Annotated in this window: 14 protein-coding genes; 7 read left to right on the top strand and 7 right to left on the bottom strand. The window is 68.0% G+C overall.

Annotation, left to right across the window (positions count from 1 at the left end):
• Nucleotides 1-9: 9 nt before the first annotated feature.
• The 5 genes from MNQ95_RS11940 to MNQ95_RS11920 form a co-directional block, all read right to left on the bottom strand.
• Entirely contained in the window at nt 10-1956 is a 1947-nt protein-coding gene (locus MNQ95_RS11940; RefSeq protein ID WP_241953004.1) for a sialate O-acetylesterase, read from the bottom strand.
• Complete coding sequence (locus tag MNQ95_RS11935) at nt 1953-4136, bottom strand: cellulase (RefSeq protein WP_241953003.1); 2184 nt, start codon at nt 4134-4136, stop codon at nt 1953-1955. Before MNQ95_RS11935 ends, MNQ95_RS11940 begins: the two co-directional genes overlap by 4 nt.
• 197 nt (nt 4137-4333) lie before the next feature.
• Nucleotides 4334-7312, bottom strand: coding sequence for a TonB-dependent receptor (locus MNQ95_RS11930; RefSeq protein WP_241953002.1), 2979 nt, complete (start codon nt 7310-7312; stop codon nt 4334-4336).
• Between the two features lie 322 nt (nt 7313-7634).
• Nucleotides 7635-10715: a TonB-dependent receptor gene (locus tag MNQ95_RS11925; RefSeq protein WP_241953001.1), complete on the bottom strand. Its 3081-nt coding sequence runs from the start codon at nt 10713-10715 to the stop codon at nt 7635-7637.
• 292 nt (nt 10716-11007) lie between these two features.
• On the bottom strand, nt 11008-12006 hold the full coding sequence (locus MNQ95_RS11920; RefSeq protein WP_162410663.1) for a LysR substrate-binding domain-containing protein: 999 nt from the start codon (nt 12004-12006) through the stop codon (nt 11008-11010).
• A 324-nt stretch (nt 12007-12330) separates the two neighbouring features.
• Here MNQ95_RS11920 and MNQ95_RS11915 point away from each other — a divergent pair, with 324 nt between their 5' ends.
• From MNQ95_RS11915 to fdxA, 5 genes are all read left to right on the top strand, one after another.
• Nucleotides 12331-12948 carry a 2-dehydro-3-deoxy-6-phosphogalactonate aldolase gene (locus MNQ95_RS11915; protein ID WP_241954419.1) on the top strand — a complete coding sequence of 206 codons (618 nt, stop codon included), beginning with the start codon at nt 12331-12333 and terminating at the stop codon, nt 12946-12948.
• A gap of 10 nt (nt 12949-12958) precedes the next feature.
• A complete protein-coding gene (gene dgoD, locus MNQ95_RS11910) occupies nt 12959-14107 on the top strand; it encodes a galactonate dehydratase (RefSeq protein WP_241953000.1) in 1149 nt (382 codons plus the stop codon).
• Nucleotides 14108-14117: 10 nt separating this feature from the next.
• On the top strand, nt 14118-15035 hold the full coding sequence (locus MNQ95_RS11905) for an SMP-30/gluconolactonase/LRE family protein (RefSeq protein WP_241952999.1): 918 nt from the start codon (nt 14118-14120) through the stop codon (nt 15033-15035).
• Entirely contained in the window at nt 15032-15931 is a 900-nt protein-coding gene (locus MNQ95_RS11900) for a 2-dehydro-3-deoxygalactonokinase (RefSeq protein ID WP_241952998.1), read from the top strand. Before MNQ95_RS11905 ends, MNQ95_RS11900 begins: the two co-directional genes overlap by 4 nt.
• 77 nt (nt 15932-16008) lie before the next feature.
• Nucleotides 16009-16332, top strand: coding sequence for a ferredoxin FdxA (fdxA, locus tag MNQ95_RS11895; protein ID WP_241952997.1), 324 nt, complete (start codon nt 16009-16011; stop codon nt 16330-16332).
• A 110-nt stretch (nt 16333-16442) separates the two neighbouring features.
• Here the strand turns inward: fdxA and MNQ95_RS11890 are convergent, their stop codons facing one another.
• On the bottom strand, nt 16443-16967 hold the full coding sequence (locus MNQ95_RS11890) for a hypothetical protein (protein WP_162410668.1): 525 nt from the start codon (nt 16965-16967) through the stop codon (nt 16443-16445).
• 23 nt (nt 16968-16990) lie between these two features.
• Entirely contained in the window at nt 16991-17899 is a 909-nt protein-coding gene (gene dapA, locus MNQ95_RS11885; protein WP_241952996.1) for a 4-hydroxy-tetrahydrodipicolinate synthase, read from the bottom strand.
• A 148-nt stretch (nt 17900-18047) separates the two neighbouring features.
• Here dapA and MNQ95_RS11880 point away from each other — a divergent pair, with 148 nt between their 5' ends.
• Nucleotides 18048-18623: a glycine cleavage system transcriptional repressor gene (locus MNQ95_RS11880; protein ID WP_425605666.1), complete on the top strand. Its 576-nt coding sequence runs from the start codon at nt 18048-18050 to the stop codon at nt 18621-18623.
• A gap of 22 nt (nt 18624-18645) precedes the next feature.
• A complete protein-coding gene (locus tag MNQ95_RS11875; protein ID WP_241952994.1) occupies nt 18646-19122 on the top strand; it encodes a peroxiredoxin in 477 nt (158 codons plus the stop codon).
• Nucleotides 19123-19174: the final 52 nt, after the last annotated feature.

The raw sequence follows: 19174 nt of genomic DNA, 5'->3' as shown, positions 1-19174 counted from the left end.
GTGCGTGCCTCACCATTCGCGGGTGCGGAATGGCGACGCCGGGAGTCCATCGCGCCCCACCAGGTCGGCCTGCGCCGGATTGTCGCTCCAGGCGTAGCGTGCGACTTGCGGTTTCGGCACGGCATCGCTGCGTACTACTACCGTGTGCCGCTCGATGCGGGCCTGGGCCGGATGGAACCGGCCGTCGGCACCCGCCACCTCGAAGCCCTGCAGCGCAGCGCCGCCGCCACGCGCGGCGAGCATGTCGCCGGCAGCGTCGAATTCCAGAACCAGCGTGCCGTCCCCGGCGCGGGCCTGGCGGAATGCCGGCCCTTGATGGACAACCGCCTCATCGCGGTATGCCACGTGCCGCGCCGCACGCGAGAGGCGCTGGCCGACGGTGCGCTTGTCGCGCGGATGGATGTCGTCAGCCGCGCCTACATCGATGAGTACCGCCTGCCCGGTGGCCGGCAGCGCCAAAGCCGCCGACTGCGACTCGCGCAAGGTTGCCCACGGGCTTTCGATAACGACGCCGCGCGCATCGAGCCGGTCGTCCCCGGAATGGAACGCGGCCAGCTGCGCCCACAGGAACGGCATCGCAGGCGTCTGCCAGTGACCGCGCCAACCCTCGATCAGGGTCTTGAACTGGTCGCGATAGCGGTAAGCGCCTTCTTCGCTGGCGTTGGTTTCGCCCTGGTACCAGATCACGCCGGCCAGTGGATACGGCAGCAGCGGATGGATCATCGCGTTATAGAGCAACGTATCGACCTGGTTCTTGTCGCCGGAGGTCGACACCGTCACCGTGGCGGTGCGGAAAAGCCAGTCGCCGGCCAGGCTGCGGCGCTGGCCGCCGACCGGTTCCACCCATATCTCCTTCGCGCTGCCGGCGATGCCGCCACCACCGCCATCGTCCTGGACGCGCACGGCGATGATGTTCAAGCCCGGGCGCAGTGCCGCGGCAGGAACGCGGTACTCGCGCGGCACGTTGTAACCGTTGCTGACACCCCCCACGCGCTGGCCGTTGACCCAGGTCGTGTCGGTATCGTCGATCTGGCCCAGGCCAAGGACGACACCGGACGCGGCCTCGCGTGCGCTCAGCTCGAATGTCGTGCGGTACCACGCCACCCCGTCCATGCCGGCAAAACCCTGGGTCTCCCAGACGGACGGCACGCGGATCGGACTCCAGCCGCTGTCGTCGAGCTGCGCGGCGGCGAAGGCTTCCGACGCCGGGTCCGTGGCCGTCCAGCCGACCAGCCGTGCACGCGTAGCGGCTTCGCTCCGGGCATCGACCGCCCGACGCTCGCGCATCTTGGCCTCCAGCGCTGCGGCGTCCAGGCCAAGCATCGAGGCATCCATCCACGCCTCGATCGAACTTCCACCCCAGGTGCTGTCGATGATTCCGACCGGCACGCCCAGCACCCGGCGCAGTTCGCGCGCAAAGGTGTAGCCCACGGCCGAGAATTGCCCCACCGCCGCCGGTGAAGCGGCCTGCCACGCGCCACCCTGCAGTTGCGCCTGCGGCGTCTCCGCCCACGACTTCGGAATCTTGAAATGGCGCAGCGAGGCATCACCGGCTTCGGCCACGTCCTGCTGCGCATGCAGGGTCTGCGCGACCGGCCACTCCATGTTCGACTGCCCGGACGCCAGCCAGACCTCGCCGACCAGCACGTCGCGCACGCGCCGCTCTTCCGCACCCGCGCGCACAAGCAGCTCATACGGCCCTCCTGCGACATGCGCAGGCAACTGAACACTCCAGCGGCCGTTGGCGCCGGCCGTGGCCTGTGCCTTGCGGCCGTCGAACTGCACTTCCACCCGTTCGCCCGGCTGCGCCTGTCCCCAGACCGGCAGGGGGCGGTCGCGCTGCAGCACTGCGCCGTCGGAGAACAGCAGCGGGAGTTCCAGCGACGGAGTGGTCGCCGAAGCCAGTGGTGCGATCGCGAGCAGTGCCAATGTCGCCAGCAGGGCGCGGAACTTCATGGGGTCGGTTCTCCGTAGATGATGCCGCGGCCGCCGGTGGCCAGGTAGACGCGTCCGTGCACGCGTGCGTCGCCGGTGAGCATGCGCGGTTTTCCGAAGCGATGCTGCGCATCGTCGATGCGCAGCCAGTGGCGGCCGCCATCGTCGGAACGGTATAGCCCACCGGCACCGTCGACTTGGCCGTGCACGAAGATAGCCGGCGTGGTGCTGCCTGGCTTCGGCGCACCGAGGCCCGCAACGAATGCGTTCTCCACGCCCGGCAAGCGTTCGAGCTGCCCTCCCCCCCAGCGCATCAACCCGCGCCAGGAAGCGGCGAAGTACACCACGCCGGTGTTCTCCGACGACGGCAGGAGCTCGCCACGGAACCAGTCGCCAACCGCACCGACGCCACCATCCGCCTCCTCGAAGGCCACCCCGCCATCGCCGCTGACGAACAGCTTTCCCGATACCGGGTCGAAGCCGTACCACAACGCCGGCTGGAAGCGGTCGGCCGCGAATACCGCGCTCGTCGGCAGCCCCCGCACCTTCTGCCAGCGACCGCCGTGGTTGTCGGTGATCCAGTGCGGCCCTCCGCGGGCCTGCCAGATCACGCGCCCGCCATCGGCCGACACGGCGATGGCCAGTCGGCCCTCGCCTTCGCTGGCCGGCGGTTCGCGGGTGAATGCGGTCCAGGTGCTGCCGCCGTCGCGCGAGTACGCCGCGCGCACGATCGCCGGATCCGGATGGTGGAGGTGGCCGGCGCGGACCAGCAGTGAAGGCTGCTGGCCGGCATAGTCCAGGCTCTCGGTGTTGCTGTAGCGTGGCGGCCTGGCGAACTGGGTGGTCGTGCGCGTCAGGTCGTCATGGCGGAATCCGTCGATGTCGCCCAACCCGCTCACCAGCGGCGCGCCTTCCGGCGGACTGATCAGGTCCAGCGGCACGGTCTCGTCCAGGCCGGCATCGTCGAAGATCCAGTGCACGGTGCCACCGCCGTCCATCGCGGACATGTCGCGCGAAGCCCACAGCCCGTAACCGGTGACGAACAGCACCCGGTCCGGATCGTGCGGATCGATCTCGATGTCGGCCATCCAGTGCGGCTTGGCCTGCGCCGTCCACGGCGAAGCGGAATGGTCGAACTCGGAGCGCTCGAACACCGGACTCCAGCTCCTGCCCCCATCCGTGCTGCGATAGATGTCGTCGCGCGGCGCCCAGCGGTTGAACGTGGTCGCCACGACCACGTCGGGGTTCTGCGCATCCACCGCCACCGCGCCCCAACCGAAACCGTCACCCTCAAGGTCGGTCGACTGCGCGGCGGGCGTGATGTCGGCCCACGCACCGCTGGCAGGCGAGTAACGCCACACGGCCCCGTTGTTCATGCGATCCGGACCGGGCTCGTCGCCGTAGCTGAGCAGGAAGTCGCCACGCGCGTCGCGGACCATGTGGTTGGGGCGCAGTCCGGTGGGCTGGCCGGGGACCGGTTCCCAGGTACTGCCCGCGTCGCGCGAACGGAACAGTCCGCCCTCGCGGCTGGAAACGGCGGCATACATCACCGGCGTGGGCGCGCCCGCGGCGCCACTGGCCGGATCGAACTGGACGAAGACGATGCCGATCGACTGCTTGCGCCAGTTGCTGGCGCCGGCGGACTCCGCGGTGGCCAGTGCCGGGAACGCGTCGACGCGCTTCCAGCGCGCGCCATGGTCTTCGCTGTGCCACAACCCGTGCGCACGCGAACCCAGGAACAGCACGCGCCCGTCGTTCGGATCCACCGCCAGCCGTTCGCCGTTGCCGCGGCCCAGCTCGTTTCCACCGAGCTTGAACGGCAGGTCGCGGCGCTCGAAGGTCGCGCCGCGGTCAAGCGAGCGCAGGATCGCGCCATTGCCCGCACGCTCGTGGGTGTAGGTGCCGGCGGCCAGATACACACGCCCGGGATCGGACGGGTCGATCGCGATGCTCTCGATACCCATGAGGTTGGCGTCGGCGTGGCCGATCCAGTCGGTCAGCGGAATCCACCGCCGCGCCGCGGCATCCCAGCGGTAGGCGCCGCCGACATCGGTGCGCGCATAGGCAAGGTCCCGCTCGGTGGGATGGAATTCGATTCCGGTGACGAAGCCGCCGCCGCCGATGGCGACATTGCGCCAGCGGTACGGCGTCGTTCCTTCCGCGGCCCCGGCGATGGCAGGCGCGAGCACCAGCAGGAGCATGCAACGAGCGAAAACCTGTCGAAGTCTGTGCATCGGTCCTCTCGTTGGGAGGGCGAGCCGATGCGTCATGCGGGAAGCACACTCTCGGCAGCCAGGCATGCGGGGCGTCGCTCGCCCCGCGCCTTCCGTTCTCCGTCAGGCGGGAAACAGCGTGGGCGGGAAAGAGGAGGCATGACCTCCCCCTTCCCGCACCGCGATCAGAACGTCAGGCGGATGGTCGCCGCGTAACGGCGGTCGTTGACGTACCAGGAGGTGGTGCGGCTGCCCGCATCGTTCTGGTCCATGATCGTGCGCTGCTCGGCGTTGTTGAGGTTGTTCATCTCCAGGCCGATCTGCACGTTGTCGCTGACCCGGTAGAAGACCGAGCCGTCGAGCTGGCCGTAGTCGTCGCTGTACACCGGCAGCTTCCAGACGATGTTGTTGTTGTTGCCGTTGTAGCCGTTCGGCCCGACCGACAGCAGGTACTTGCTGCGCCAGTTGTAGGCGAGCCGGACCTGCCACGGGCCCTTCTCGTAGAACGCGGCGACGTTGAACGCGTTCTTCGACAGGCCATCGGCCGGCAGGTCGTCGAAGGTGGAGCCGTCGGTATCGACCGGCTGCACGTCGATGTTGTTCGGCACCTCGGTGGCGCTGTCGATGTAGGTGTAGTTGGCCGACATGCCGAAGCCGTCGAAGGGGGCCGGCAGGAAGTCGAAGAACTGGTTCCACCCCAGTTCCGCACCGCGGATGCTCGCCGTGCCCACGTTCACCGGACGGCTGATCAGGTAGTCGTACGTGTTGCCGTCCGCACCCGGGAACGGAACCTCCTGCGTCTGGCGGCGGAAGTAGTCCTTGATGTCCTTGTAGAACAGGTTCACCCAGGCCATGCCACCGTGGTCAGGATCGAAGTACCACTCCGCGGACAGGTCGAACTGGTTGGCCTTCATCGGCTCCAGGTACGGGTTGTCGTAGGAGCTGCCGGTCAGGTCGAGGCACTCGACCGAGACCACTGGCACGTCCGGACAGGCATTGCCCGCGTCATCGAAGTCGCGGCGGCTGACATTGAGGATCTGGTAAGCCTGCATGTCGCTGAAGTTCGGACGCGCGATGGCCTTGGACGCGGCGAAACGGAAGATCACGTTCTCGATCGCTTCCCAGCGCATGTTCAGGCTGGGCAGCACGTCGGTGTAGGAGTTCTCGGCGGAGACCGGCTCGGACTCGCCACTTCCCAGGAACGGCGCGTAAGCCTGGTTCGGAAAGACCACGTAGCCCTTGGCCGAGTTCTCGGTACGCACCACGCGCACGCCGACGTTGCCGTCGAACGCCGCGTCGTCCAGGCCGAAGTTGAGCATCAGGTAGGCGCTGTTGGTGGACTCTTCCTGCACGTTGGTGTGCTGCGGCCCCGGAAGCGCCGGGCTGTACGGCGTGAACCCACCGGGATTGATGTAGTACTCCTCGGCGGCCTCGTGGATGGCCTGGTAGCTGCCCGGATAGCCGAGCGCGGTGGCCAGGATCGGCGCGTAGAACCCGCCCGGCGTGTTGGCGTCACCGCGGTAGAAGTTCTTGAACTCGTTGAAGTGGGTCAGGCTGGAATTGACCTGGCTGTTCAGGTCCAGACCAGGCAGCGGCACGCCACCGGGCAACTGCCACCACTGCATCCAGGGCTGGATCGCCGCCGCCCAGTTGTAGCCGGTGTCGATGCTGGTCGCATCGCGCCGGGTCGTGCGCACGCCGCCCCTGATCGCACGGAAGAAGCCGCTGTCGAAGCTGTACTTGATATCCGCGCGCCAGGCTACCTGCTCGGCTTCGTTGTCGTCCTGGTGGTCCATCGTGAACCCCCAGTAGTAGTTGTCGGGGTTCGACGTGAATTGCTGGTCCACGCCGATGGACGGCAAGCCGTTCGTCAGGTCGACGTCGATGTACGGCATCAGCAGGCCCAGGGCCACCGTGGAGTCCAGGCTCTTGGTGTCGGCCTTGATGTACTGGAGGTCGGTCGAGAGCTCCACCTTGTCGTTGACCGTCCACTTCAGGCCGGCCGAGAAGTCGGTGGTCTTGGAGTCGCGGTTGGACGCGCGGATGTCCGTGCCCATCGGCACGCCACCGGGCTGGATGACGCGCCCGGAGCGGAACACGTTGCCATCCAGCTCGTACGGCTGGGTGGTGTCGATCCTGACCTGGGTCGGGTCGTTGTCGACGAAGATCGCGTCTTCGTTCCAGAGTTCGTTGTACGTGCTCTGGAACGCGGTGGCGACGACCTCGACGTCGTCGTTGGGCCGCCACTGCATGCCCAGGTACGCGCCCGAGCGCCTGCGGTCGTAGTTCAGCGTGCGCCAGTCGGCGCCACGCGGCACCCACGCTTCGTCGTTCACGCCGTCGCCGGTGATGTCGGCGTTGCTGTTGTTGAAGAACGGGCGCACGAACATGCCGTCCGTGCGGGTCGCCAGGTCCGACCGGGCCACGTCGACCAGGATGCCGAAGTCGCCCGCACCGGTGTTCCAGCGATTGCTGTACAGGACCGAAGCCGAGGGGCTGGTCTTGTCGGCGAAGTCGCCGTTGTTGACGCTGAAGCTGGCCGCCAGCTTCTCGCCCTCGAAATCGAACGGCAGGCGGGTACGCAGGTTCACGGTGCCGCCCAGGCCACCTTCGATCATCTCGGCGGTCTGGTTCTTGTACACGTCGACGCCGGCCATCAGCTCCGACGGTACGTCCTGGAAGCTCAAGCCGCGGCCGCCCGACGCGGAGAAGCTGTCGCGGCCGTTGAGCTCGGAACGGACCTGGGTCAGGCCGCGGACCTGCACGCCGTTGCCTTCGGCCGAGAAGTGCTCCGGGTCGCCCACCGCCAGGAAGCGGTCGATGGTCACGCCGGGGATGCGCGACAGGGTTTCGGTGACGCTGCGGTCGGGCAGCGCGCCGATATCCTGCGAGGTCACCGAGTCGACGAAGGTGTCGGCATCGCGCTTGATGTCCTGCGCGCGCATCACGCTCGCGCGGATGCCCTGGACCTGCACGGCGTCCAGTTCGGTCGTTTCGGTTTCGGTGGCGGCGCTGTCGGCCGCCGTAGCGGCGGCCGCGCTCTGTTCCTGGGCGTGGAGCACGCCGACCGGCAGGGCCAGGGCGATGCCCAGGGCCAGGGCCGAACGGACCAGATGGACAGGCAGGCGCGACACGGCGCCGCCGCGGTGCGGATGTTTCGGCATCACTGTTCCCTCCCAGGACACTGATTCGAATCTTCGAGTTGTGAACCGGCCAGAGCCGGCAGTCCAGGGCGACCAGCGCTGTCATTCCGTGGATTGCACCGGGAATGCCTGCGGGCTTGTGCCCCGGCGGCCACCTTAGGCGCGCCGCGTCACGGATTGCCAATGAAGAATTCGGGGCAATCTATACCGTGGAGGAATATGTCAACCGGGGTACATGTCCAGCCTCGACTAGGAGGTCATACCTCGCAGGTGGATGCGACCGGCGGAAAAAAGAAGGGCCCGCGCCTCCCGGCGCGGGCCCTGTCCGGCACCTGCTGGCGCCTTACCAGCTTGCGCGCAGCACCGCCGAGTAGCGGCGATCGTTCTCGAACCAGGAGCGTGTGTAAAGCGTGTCGTCGACGTAACCGTCACGCAGGTACTTGCGCGGCCCGATCAGCAGCTTGGTGATGCTGTTGGTCAGGTTGTTCACCTGCAGGCCGACCTGGAAGTTCTTGTTGATGTTGTAGAAGAACGAGCCGTCCAGCTGCCCGTAGTCGTCGTTCCAGGTCGGCAGGAAGGTAATCGCATCGCTGCTGGTCAACAGGTATTTCGAACGCCAGTTGTAGGCCAGTCGCGCCGATACCCGGCCCTGCTCGTAGATGCCGATGAGGTTGTACGAGTGCTCGGACAGGCCTTCCAGCGGCAGCTCGACCGTACCTGCGCGCGCGGCGCTTCCATTGGGCACGCCGACGGCGGCATTGGTGCCGCCGCTGCTGTCCACGAAGGTGTAATTGGCCTGGACGCCGATGCCCGGGAGGAAGTTGAAGAACTGCGAATAGCCCACTTCGAAGCCGCGGATCTTGCCTTCGTCCAGGTTGTGGGGACGGGTGACCAGGTACTCGTCGCCGAAGATGACCTCGGTGGTCGCCTGGTTGGCGAAGTAGTCCTTCACATCCTTGTAGAAAAACGTGGCGTACAGGCTGTTGGCCGGGCCGAAGTACCATTCCAGCGCGGTGTCGAACTGGGTGGCCCGCATCGGCCTCAGTTCCGGGTTGCCGCCGTTGCCGGTGAAGGACAGGTCGGCCGGACCGCACAGATCGGTACGCAGGCCGTCATCGAGGGCCTGCTGGCACGCCGAGGCGCTGGCCGACAACGGCAGCCATGCCTGCATCAGGCGAAACTCCGGCCGGGCGACCGCCTTGGACGCGGCGAAGCGCCACTGCAGGCCATGGTCGAAGCGCATGCGCAGGTTCAGGCTCGGCAGTACGTCGGTGTACGAGCTGCTGGTGTCGGAGGTGAATGACTGGCCGGCGTACTTGTCCAGCACTTCCTGGGTCACCACGTCGGCCCAGCTCGACATGTCGGGCATCAGCCCGCCGCCGACGGTATTGACGCTGGTCTTGACCACGCGCACGCCGATGTTGCCGTCCAGCGGATTCGAAAGCGCATCGTTGCCGAAGTACAGCACGCCGTAGCCGGCCTGGGTCCGCTCGTCCTGCGTGTTGGTGCTCTCCGGGCCGAAACCGATCGGGGTCCACCTCGCGCCGGGCAGCTGGCCCAGGGTTCCGGCGACGGTGGCGATATCGACCATGCTGTCCTTCGGCGACCAGAAGCTGGTCGGTACCTTGGCCTTGCCGCCGAAGAAGTCATTCATCGTGTACAGCGTCGACTCGCTGGAATAGAACTGGTCCAGCCAGGCCACGTTGGCACGGGTCGGATCGGCGGGCGTTCCGGTCAGCTTGTTCCAGTCGTCGCTGATGACGCCCCAGTTCCAGCCGGTGAACTGGTTGTCGTAGCCGCGGTCGGCTACGCGCGCACCGAAGCGCACGAACTGCAGCCAGTCGCTATCCTGGAAGGTGTATTCCAGGTCGACGCGGCCGGCGCGCTCGATGCCTTCGCTTTCGCCGAGGTGGTCCATGGCCGATCGCCAGAAGTAGTTGCTCTGGTCGGTGACGGTGGCCGGGTTGCCGACGGATATCTCCGGGTACTTGCCGCTCAGGTCCAGGGTCATGTCCTGCAGCAGGGTCGAGGCATGCAACGAGAAATCGACGTTGCTGCTCTCGGCCTTCACGTACTGGAAGTCGCCGCGGACGATCAGGTTGTCGGTGATGAAGTGCTGGAAGCCGGTCGACCAGTCGGTGGTCTTCGAAGTCTGCTCGTTGAAGCGGTTGCCGCTGATGTACTGGATGCCGGAGTTGCCCTGGTAGACGCCGGGGTTGCCGTTGTCCAGGTCGCTGGGCTGGCCCAGCCAGCCGCCCTGGCGCACGGTGCCGCTGACGAAGCGCCCGTTCTTGTCGTAGACGAACTGGGTGCCGACTGCCGGGATCAGGTTGTTGCTCATGTCGGCCAGGCCGTCGGCGTAGATCGGGTTGAAGTGGGCCGGATCGCCGTTCCAGTTGGGCTGGTTCTTCTGCGAGGCACCGCCGAACTCCATGAAATGCTCGCGCCAGCTCATGTCGTACTGCGAGGTGATGAACTGGGTATAGACCTCGGTGTTGTCGTTCGGCTTCCACTGCAGGGCGAACGCACCGCCCTGGCGCTTACGCTCGAAGTCGGTCCGCCGCCAGTTCGCGCCACCTGGCACGAACACCTGGTCCAGATCCGTGCCAGCCAGCAATGCGTCGCGCTGGGATTCGGAGGACTGCCACGAGCCCTGGTCCCAGTCGTAGACCCAGTCGGTGTCCGAACCTTCGGTCTGCTCGGCCGGCTTACGGCCGCGGCGGTCGAACGGCATGATCTGGACGCCGTCCGAACGGGTCGCCAGCTCGGAATAGAAAACATTGGCCAGTGCACCGACCTCGCCGACGCCGGTTTGCCAGCGGTCGCTGAAGAGGAACGAGGCCGACGGCCTGGCATCCTTCGCCTTGTCGCCGTAGTTGTAATCGATGCTGCCGGCGATCTTGCGGCCCGGCTCGTCGAAGGGCTTGCGCGTGCGCAGGTTGACCGTGCCGCCCAGGCCGCCTTCGATGATTTCGGCCGACGGGTTCTTGTAGACGTCTACGCCGGCCATCAGTTCGGCCGAAACTTCCTCGAAGCTGATGCCGCGGCCACCGGCGGCGCTGAAGATGTCGCGCCCGTTCAGTTCGCCACGCACGAAGGTCAGGCCGCGGATCATCACGCCGCTGCCTTCCGCGGAAAAGTGGTCGGTATCGTCACGTGCAGCGAAGCCGGTAACGGTCACGCCACTGACGCGCTTGAGGGTCTCGGTGACCGAGCGGTCCGGCAGCGCGCCGATGTCCTCGGCGGTGACCGAGTCGATGATCTGCGCGGCGTCCCGCTTGATGTCCTGGGCGCGCATCACGGAGCCGCGGATGCCCTTCACTTCCACGGTCTGGAGCTCGGTGGCCCGGGCCTCCGGCTTCTCCGCCTCGCCGGAGGACGGGTCCGTCTCCTGAGCTTGCAGCGCGCCGGCGGACAGCGCCATGGCGACGCCCAGCGCGAGAGCGGAATGGTGTATGCGGCTTGTCAGACGCGGAGCAGCGCCGCGCCGGACGGCGCGGATCGGATGATGGGTCATGGACAGTTCCCTCCCCAGGAGACTGGTAATTGCGGAAGACCGGCTGGTCAGTGGACCGGCGACCCCTCGTCGCCAGTGGTAGCGCTACCACGCGAACATCAAAAAAAATCGGTACTCGCCCTGGTCACGCTCCCCGACCTCACGCTAGTGCGGTGGACAACGCGGCACCAATGAAAAAAACGGATAGGGGAAGGATCTCCTATCCGGTAATCGACATATCCGGAAGGGGGGCCGGAGATACCTCGCTGAGGCCGTAGAGCCGCTGCGCGGTCGCCCGCAACGCCTCCAGGACCCGTTCGGCCGCCGGCGACAGCAGGTGGCCCCGGCGGCGGATGATGCCGAACGACTCCATGCCCACCCCCAGGTCCAGCGGCAGGACCGAAAGCTGGCGCGCCTGCACGTACGGGGCGACCGCCTCCACCGGCAGCGCTGTCACCAGGTCGCTGACCCTCAGCAGGTTGATCATCACCGACAGCGAGGAGGTCTCGATCGTGTTGCGGGGGCCAAGCAGGCCGCGCTCGAGGAACATGGTTTCCAGCCGCGCCCGCAACACGCTGTCGGGGGGCGGCAGGATCCAGCCGTAAGGCGCCAGCTCCTCGTGCCTGACCTGGGCGCGGCCGTCCAGCGGATGGCCGGTACGCACCACCGCCGAATGCGGTTCGTCGGACAGGGACTCGAACACCAGGTCGGCCCCGCCCTCCGGGTCCATGATCCGGCCGATCACCAGGTCGAGCTGGCCATCCAGCAGCTTGGTGACCAGCGGCCGGCTGTAGTCCATCTCGATCCGGACCAGGATGTCCGGGTACTCGCGTTTGACCGCGGCCACCGCCTGCGGGACCAGGTTGGTGCCCGGATTGACCACGGTGCCGATCGAGGCCTGGCCCATGCGGCCGTCGCGCAGCGCCGCGATCTCCTCCTGGGCGCGGCCGATCTCCAGCAGCGCGGTGCGCGCGCGGCGGATCAGCACCTGCCCGTACCAGGTCGGTTCCACGCCGCGGGCGTGGCGATCGAACAGCGGCACCCCGAGCAATCCTTCCATCTCGGCCAGCAGCTTGGAGGCCGCCGGCTGGGTCATGCGCGCGGCCTCGGCGGCGCGCAGCACCGAGCCCTGCTCCTCCAGGTGCATCAACAGCAGCAGATGCCGCGTTTTCAGCCGCGACGGGTTGAACCAGTGTGCGTTCGCAGTCGGCTTGCCCATTTCCCCTCCCAGAGAACTATTCAGGCCCGGAATAGATTACGGCGAAAATTTCATTTGCCCAACATAACTGCTCAGGCGAGGCTGACGCCGCTCCACTGACCCGCGACAAGCAGGCCCACCTGCAGGTCCGGGCGACCACCGGCCCGGGAGGAGGGCGATGGCACGTTCCACTACACCGGCGGCGCGGATTGCCGCGCGCCTGGCGGGCGGCAGGACCGCCCCCGCTCCCTTGCGCATGCCGCAGGCCAGCATCGGTCGTGGCCGCGCACTGCCGTCGCCATCACGAGGCACACGATGAATGAGGTCCCCGCCACCGGGGGGCGCATGCCCCACGTTCCGTTCCGACTGCCGCTGATCGCCATCCTGCGCGGCATCGGCCCGGGTGAAGCCGGCTCGCATGTCGGCGCGCTGGTCGAGGAAGGCTACGACGCGATCGAGATCCCGCTGAACTCACCGGACTGGGCGCAGAGCATCGGTGCGGTCGTGCGCGAGTACGGCGGCCGTGCCTGGATCGGCGGCGGCACCGTGTTGCGACCCACCGAGGTGGATACGCTGCAGCACCTGGGCGCGCGATTCGTGGTGACCCCCAACACCAATCCGGCGCTGATCAAGCATGCGGTCGCAGCCGGCATGCAGGTGGTGGCGGGTTTCGCCACCGCCAGCGAAGCGTTCGCCGCGCTCGATGCCGGAGCGCAGATGCTCAAGCTTTTTCCCGCCTCCACCTACGGCCCCGGCCACGTGCGCGCACTTCGCGCGGTACTGCCGGCGATCCCCCTGTTCGTGGTCGGAGGCGTCACTCCGCTCACGCTGACCGATTTCCTCGCGGCCGGCAGCAATGGCGCAGGCATCGGCGGCGAACTCTACCGCCCCGGCCAGCCGGTCGAGCGCACCCGCACCAATGCCCGCGAATTCCGCCTGGTCCAGACCGGGTACCGTCGATGAAGACCTGTCCATGAAAATCCGCGGACTCACCACCTACCACGCCGCACCACGCTGGCTGTTCGTCAAGGTCGAAACCGACGAAGGCATCAGCGGCTGGGGCGAGCCGGTGGTCGAAGGCCGGGCGCGCACGGTCGAGGCCGCGGTGCACGAGCTGGGCGAATACCTGATTGGCCGCGACCCGGCGCGGATCAATGATCTCTGGCAGGTGCTGTACCGCGGCGGCTTCTATCGCGGCGGCCCGGTGCTGATGAGCGCCATCGCCGGCATCGACCAGGCGCTGTGGGACATCAAGGGCAAGGCGCTGGGCGTGCCGGTGTACCAGCTGCTCGGCGGCCTGGTCCGCGACCGCATGAAGACCTATCGCTGGGTCGGCGGCGACCGCCCGGCCGACCTGGTCGAGCAGATCCGCGGCTATCGCGCGCAGGGCTTCGACACCTTCAAGTTCAACGGCACCGAGGAAATGCGCCTGGTCGACAGCCCGCGCGCGATCGATGCGGCGCTGGCCAAGGTCGCCGCGGTGCGCGACGCCTTCGGGGATTCGGTCGACTTCGGCATCGATTTCCACGGCCGGGTCGGAGCGCCGATGGCGCGCGTGCTGCTGCGCGAACTGGAACCGTACAAGCCGCTGTTCGTCGAAGAACCCGTGCTCCCGGAGCAGGCCGAGTACTACCCGCGCCTGGCCGCGGCCAGCGCGATCCCGCTGGCTGCCGGCGAGCGGATGTATTCGCGCTTCGAGTTCAAGCGCGTGCTCGAGGCCGGCGGCGTGTCGATCCTGCAACCGGACCTGTCGCACGCCGGCGGCATCACCGAATGCCTGAAGATCGCGGCGATGGCCGAGGCGTACGACGTCGCCCTGGCGCCCCATTGCCCGCTGGGACCGGTGGCGCTGGCCGCGTGCCTGCACGTGGACTTCGTCGCGCACAACGCGGTGCTGCAGGAACAGAGCATCGGCATCCACTACAACCAGGGCGCCGACCTGCTCGACTACGTGGTCAACCGGGACGACTTCGCCTGCGACAACGGCGACATCCGCGCGCTGCCCCTGCCCGGCCTGGGCGTGGAGATCGACGAGGAACGCCTGCGCCACGCCCACGCCAATCCACCGGACTGGCGCAATCCGCTCTGGCGCCATGCGGACGGCAGCGTCGCCGAGTGGTAGAACGTCAGCGATGGACCGTCCTGTCGCCGCCCGTCTGATCGTCTCCTCGCGCTGCGCGCATGGCGAAGGCGTGCTGTGGTGCGAGCGCCGCCAGGCGCTGTTCTGGGTGGACATCGACGGCGCCCGGCTGTGGATGCACTCGCCCGCCGACGGAGCCACCCGCAACTGGTCGCTACCCGACCGGCCAGGCTGCATCGCCCTGGCCACCTCCGGCGAACTGCTGCTGGTCCTGGCCAAGGCGATGTTCCGCGCCGACCTGGATGCGGCGCTCGGCGCGGAAGCCACGACACTCGCCCTGTCGCACCTGGCTGACGTCGAACCGAACGAGCCGCGCACGCGCAGCAATGACGGCCGCGCCGACCGCCATGGCAACTTCGTGTTCGGGACCATGGACGAATCGGCGGAAAAATCGCCTGTCGGGAATTTCTACCAGTACTCCGCCGCGCATGGACTGCGCAGGTTGCCGCTGCCCGGCGCGGCGATCCCCAATTCGATCTGCTTTTCCGCCGACGGACGCACGCTCTACTTCTGCGACTCGATGCAGGACGTGATCCAGCGCTGCGACTACGAACCGGACGCCGCATGGACCGGCACGCCGCATCCGTTCGCCCGGGTCGATCCCGCGGGCGGTGCCGCCGACGGCTCGGCCCTGGATGCCGGGGGCGGGCTGTGGAACGCACGCTGGGGAGGCGCCCGCGTCGTCCGCCACGCACCCGATGGGAACATCGACCGGGTTTTTCCGGTGCCGGTGCCGCAGCCGTCGTGCTGCACGATCGGTGGAGCCGGCCTGGACACGCTGTACGTGATCACTTCGCCGCAGGGCCTGGACGACGCGGCACGCGAGGCCTTCCCCGAGTCCGGCAGCCTGTACGCGATACCCCTCGGCCGCGCATGCGGCCTGCCCGAAAGTCGCGTGGCATTGCCATGATCGCGATCGACTGGGGCGGCAGCAGCCTGCGCGCCTATCGCCTGGACAGCGAGGGCGGCGTGCGCGAGCGGCGCCGCGGCAACGAAGGTGCCCTCGCCTGCAACGGCCGGTTCGGCAGGGTGCTGGGCGCGCTGATCGGCGACTGGGACGATCCACTGGTGGTGATGGCCGGCATGGTCGGCGCCCGCGGCGGCTGGATCGAAGTGCCGTACGTGCAATGCCCCGCCGACCTTGGAGCGCTGGCCGCCGGCATGCTGCGGCTGGACGCGTCGCGCGAATCGCCTGCATTGGCCAAGCGCACGCTGTGGTGCGTGCCCGGCATGGCCGACCGCAGCATGCCCGCCGGCGACGTCATGCGCGGCGAAGAGACCCAGATCGCCGGCCTGGTCGACCTGCTGGGCAAAGGCGCGCACACGCTGTGCCTGCCGGGTACCCACAGCAAGTGGGTACAGGTGCGCGACGGCGCGATCGCGCATCTTTCCACCGCCATGACCGGCGAGCTGTACGCGCTGCTGCGCTCGCACAGCATCCTCGGGCGCGGCATGCCCGAGGGCGAGCCGGCCTTCGACACCGGTGCGTTCGACGCCGGACTGGCCTGCAGCCGCGATCCGGGCGGCGGCCTTCTCCATGACCTGTTCGGCGTGCGCACCGCGCTGCTGTTCGGCCGTTTCCAGCCGCAGGCACTGGCCTCCTACCTGTCGGGAATGCTGGTCGGGCACGAACTGCAGGCCGCACTCGCCGGCTTCGCGGGGCCGGTCCACCTGGTCGGCAGCGAAACCCTGGTCGAGCGTTACGCGCATGCGCTCCAGGAGCGCGGCGTCGGCGTCCATCGGCACCCCGAAGAACTCGCCGCGACGGGGATGTTCCGCCTGGCAAGGGCCCGAGGCCTGGCCTGACCACTGCACGCGGGGCGACGCGGGCCGGCCGCTGGACTAGAATGTCGCGCCTGTTCTTCCGTTCTACGGCCGCCTCCATGCCCTTCGTCGTTACCGAGAACTGCATCAAGTGCAAGTACACCGACTGCGTGGAGGTGTGCCCGGTCGACTGTTTCCACGAAGGTCCCAACTTCCTGGTGATCGACCCGGACGAGTGCATCGACTGCACCCTTTGCGAGCCGGAGTGCCCGGCCAACGCGATCTATCCGGAAGACGACGTGCCTGCAGGGCAGGAAGGCTTCGTCGCCTTGAACGCCGAGCTGTCCCGTGGCTGGCCGGTGATCACCGTGCGCAAGGAGCCGATGGCCGATGCGGCGGAATGGGACGGCAAGCCGGACAAGCTGCCCTTCCTGGAGCGCTAGGCCGGCGGGCAACGGAACGCGAGGCTCCGGCTGCTCCGGCGACGGGACCGGACAAAACAAAAGGCGCCCGAGGGCGCCTTTGTCTTGCCGCCGCCGAAAACGGCGGGGGGTCAGCGCTTGGCCAGTTCGGCCTGCAACGCCGCGATCACCTTGAGCGGCTGTTCACTGGTGGACGGCAGGCCACGCGGATCGACCGCGGACACGTAGGCGCCGCCTTCCACCGCGACAACGCGGACCAGGAAATCCACGCCCTGGTAGCCGACGTCGTAGGTGCCCAGCAGTTCCGCCCGGCTGGCGATGGTCAGGCCTTCGATGCCTTCGAGCGCAGTACCGACCTGGGCGAACACCTGGTCACGGCTCCCCGCGACAGTGAAGCCGCTCGGCGACGCGGCCGGGGCGGCCGCCGGGGCAGCCTGCGGACGCGGCGTACCGCCGACCGGCGGCAACGCCATCGCTCCGGACGTGTCCGGCAGGTTCAGGTCCGGCGGCACTTCCAGCGGACGCTGCTCGGCGGCAACGGCGTAGTCGCCCTTGGGGCCCTTGCTGAACCACGAGCAGCCACCCAGCAAAGCGACCACGGTGAAAGCCGAGAGCACGGCCGTGGTGGCGCGGGCGACGCGGTGAGTATTGGACATCATGTTCTCCGGAAGTGTCTGGATCAGGCCGCGAGCGATTCGCTGCCAGGGTGTGATTGGAGTTGGTGCAGCAGCGCGAGGATGCGATCGGCCTCGTCCTGGTGGCGCGCAGAGAGCGGCAGCAGGGGCAGGCGCAGGCCCTGGCCGTAGCCCAGCCTTCGCAGCAGGGCCTTGACCGGGATCGGATTGGGTTCGACGCCGCAGAATTCGTGGAGCGGGGCCAGCCGCCCGTCCCATGCACCGGCAGCCGCAGCGTCGCCGCCGCGCGCCAGGTCGCACAGGCGCCGGTAGGCCGCCGGAGCCACGTTCGATCCGACCGAGACCAGGCCGTCGGCACCGGCAAGCATCGCCTCGCAGGCGCTGCCGTCGTCGCCGCTCAGGACGCGGAAACCGGGACCGCGCAGCGCGACCAGCGCCGACACGCGTACCGGATCGGAGACCGCTTCCTTGATCCCGACGATGCGCTCGTGCGAGGCCAGTTCGGCCACCGTGGCGGGCAACAGGTCGCCGCTGGTGCGCCCGGGCACGTTGTAGAGCACCACCGGCAACCCGCCCTCCTCGGCCACGGCAAGGTAGTGCGCGAGCAGGCCGTCCTGGGTCGGTCGCACATAGGGCGGCGTCACCACGAGCGCCACGTCGGCGCCGGCAGCAGCGGCACGACGGGTCTGGGCGACGGTCTGCGCAGTGCCGGACAGGCCGGTCCCGGCGAGCACCGGCACGCGCCCGGCCACGGTCTCCACCGCGACGCGCAACAGGGTGTCGTATTCGGCCTGCTCGAGCATCGAGGCTTCGCCGGTGGACCCGGCGACCACCACGGCTTCGGCGCCGGCGACCAACTGCCACTCCAGCAGCCGGCGCCAGGCGTCGAGGTCCAGTGCGCCGCCCTCGTCGAACGGGGTCGCCAGCGCGGTGATCAGGCCGGTGGGATGCAAAGCAGGTTTCGCTGTGGTTTCCGCGGCGCACGCGTGTCGCGCAGGCCGGTTTTCGGGGAGGCCCGATCATACTTGCGGCGCGAAAGCACGGGCAAGTATGCTGCTCTCGGCGGCGGGCCAAGCCCCGTCCGCCATTCAGCCTCTCGCAATGCCGGAAGCCTCCTTGACCGATACCCCGCCCCGGCCTTCGCCGAACGAAAACCACCTCCTGATCAACGCCTATATGACGCATCCGGAGTCGCCGCTGCTCGCGGTGACGCGCCGTATCGCCGACAGCGGTTGCAACCTGGTGGACGCGCGCCTGGCGACAGTGGGCCGCGACGTGTCGATGACCGCGCTGGCGACCGGTTCCTGGGACGCGGTGGCCAAGCTCGAAGCCATGCTCGGCCGCCTCGAGCGCGAGGACGGCTTCAAGCTCAACTGGTACCGGACCGCGGCCAAGCAGAGCCAGTCCAACCTGCTGCCCTACATCGTCGAAGTGGTGGCCGCCGACAAACCCGGCATCCTGTTCCAGCTGGCTGATTTCTTCGACCGGCAGGGCATCACCATCGAGAACCTGCAGAGCACCCGCTACAAGGCGATGCAGACCGGTGCGGAGATGTTCTCGGCGCAGGTGACCATTGGCGTGCCGGCGAACATGCACATCGCCGCGCTGCGCGACGATTTCCTCGAGTTCTGCGACCACCTGAACCTCGATGCGATCATGGACCCGATGAAGTTCTGAGCAGGAGCACGATGTCGGCACGATGAAACACGGCAAGCTCGATCGCGCGACCCTCAACCTGCCGCTGGCGCTGTCCGGCGGCCGCAGTGCCACCCTCGCCGGTTTCGCCGGCCGCTGGCTGGTCCTCTACTTCTATCCGAAGGACAGCACGCCCGGCTGCACCACCGAGGGCCTGGACTTCAACGCGCTGTTGCCGCAGTTCGCGGAACTGGACGCCGACGTGCTTGGCGTGTCCCGCGACTCGGTCAGGTCGCACGACAATTTCTGCAGCAAGCAGGGGTTCGCCTTCCCGCTGGTCAGCGACGGGGACGAGGCGCTCTGCCGCGCCTTCGACGTCATCCACGAAAAGAACATGTACGGGCGCAAGGTGCTGGGCGTGGTCCGCAGCACCTTCCTGATCGCACCCGACGGCCGCATCGCCCAGGAATGGCGTGGCGTGAAAGTCCCCGGCCACGCGCAGGCCGTGCTCGATGCACTGAAGGTCCAAACCGCGCAGTGACCGCCATTGCCGCCACCCTCCCCCGTCGCCCTGCCCCGCAGGCCGCGACGGC

The sequence above is a fragment of the Pseudoxanthomonas daejeonensis genome, assembly GCF_022637495.1.
GTDB classification, from domain to species: Bacteria; Pseudomonadota; Gammaproteobacteria; order Xanthomonadales; family Xanthomonadaceae; genus Pseudoxanthomonas; species Pseudoxanthomonas daejeonensis.
Note: the sequence above shows the minus strand (reverse complement) of the source record. Positions and strands in the feature narration are given on the sequence as shown.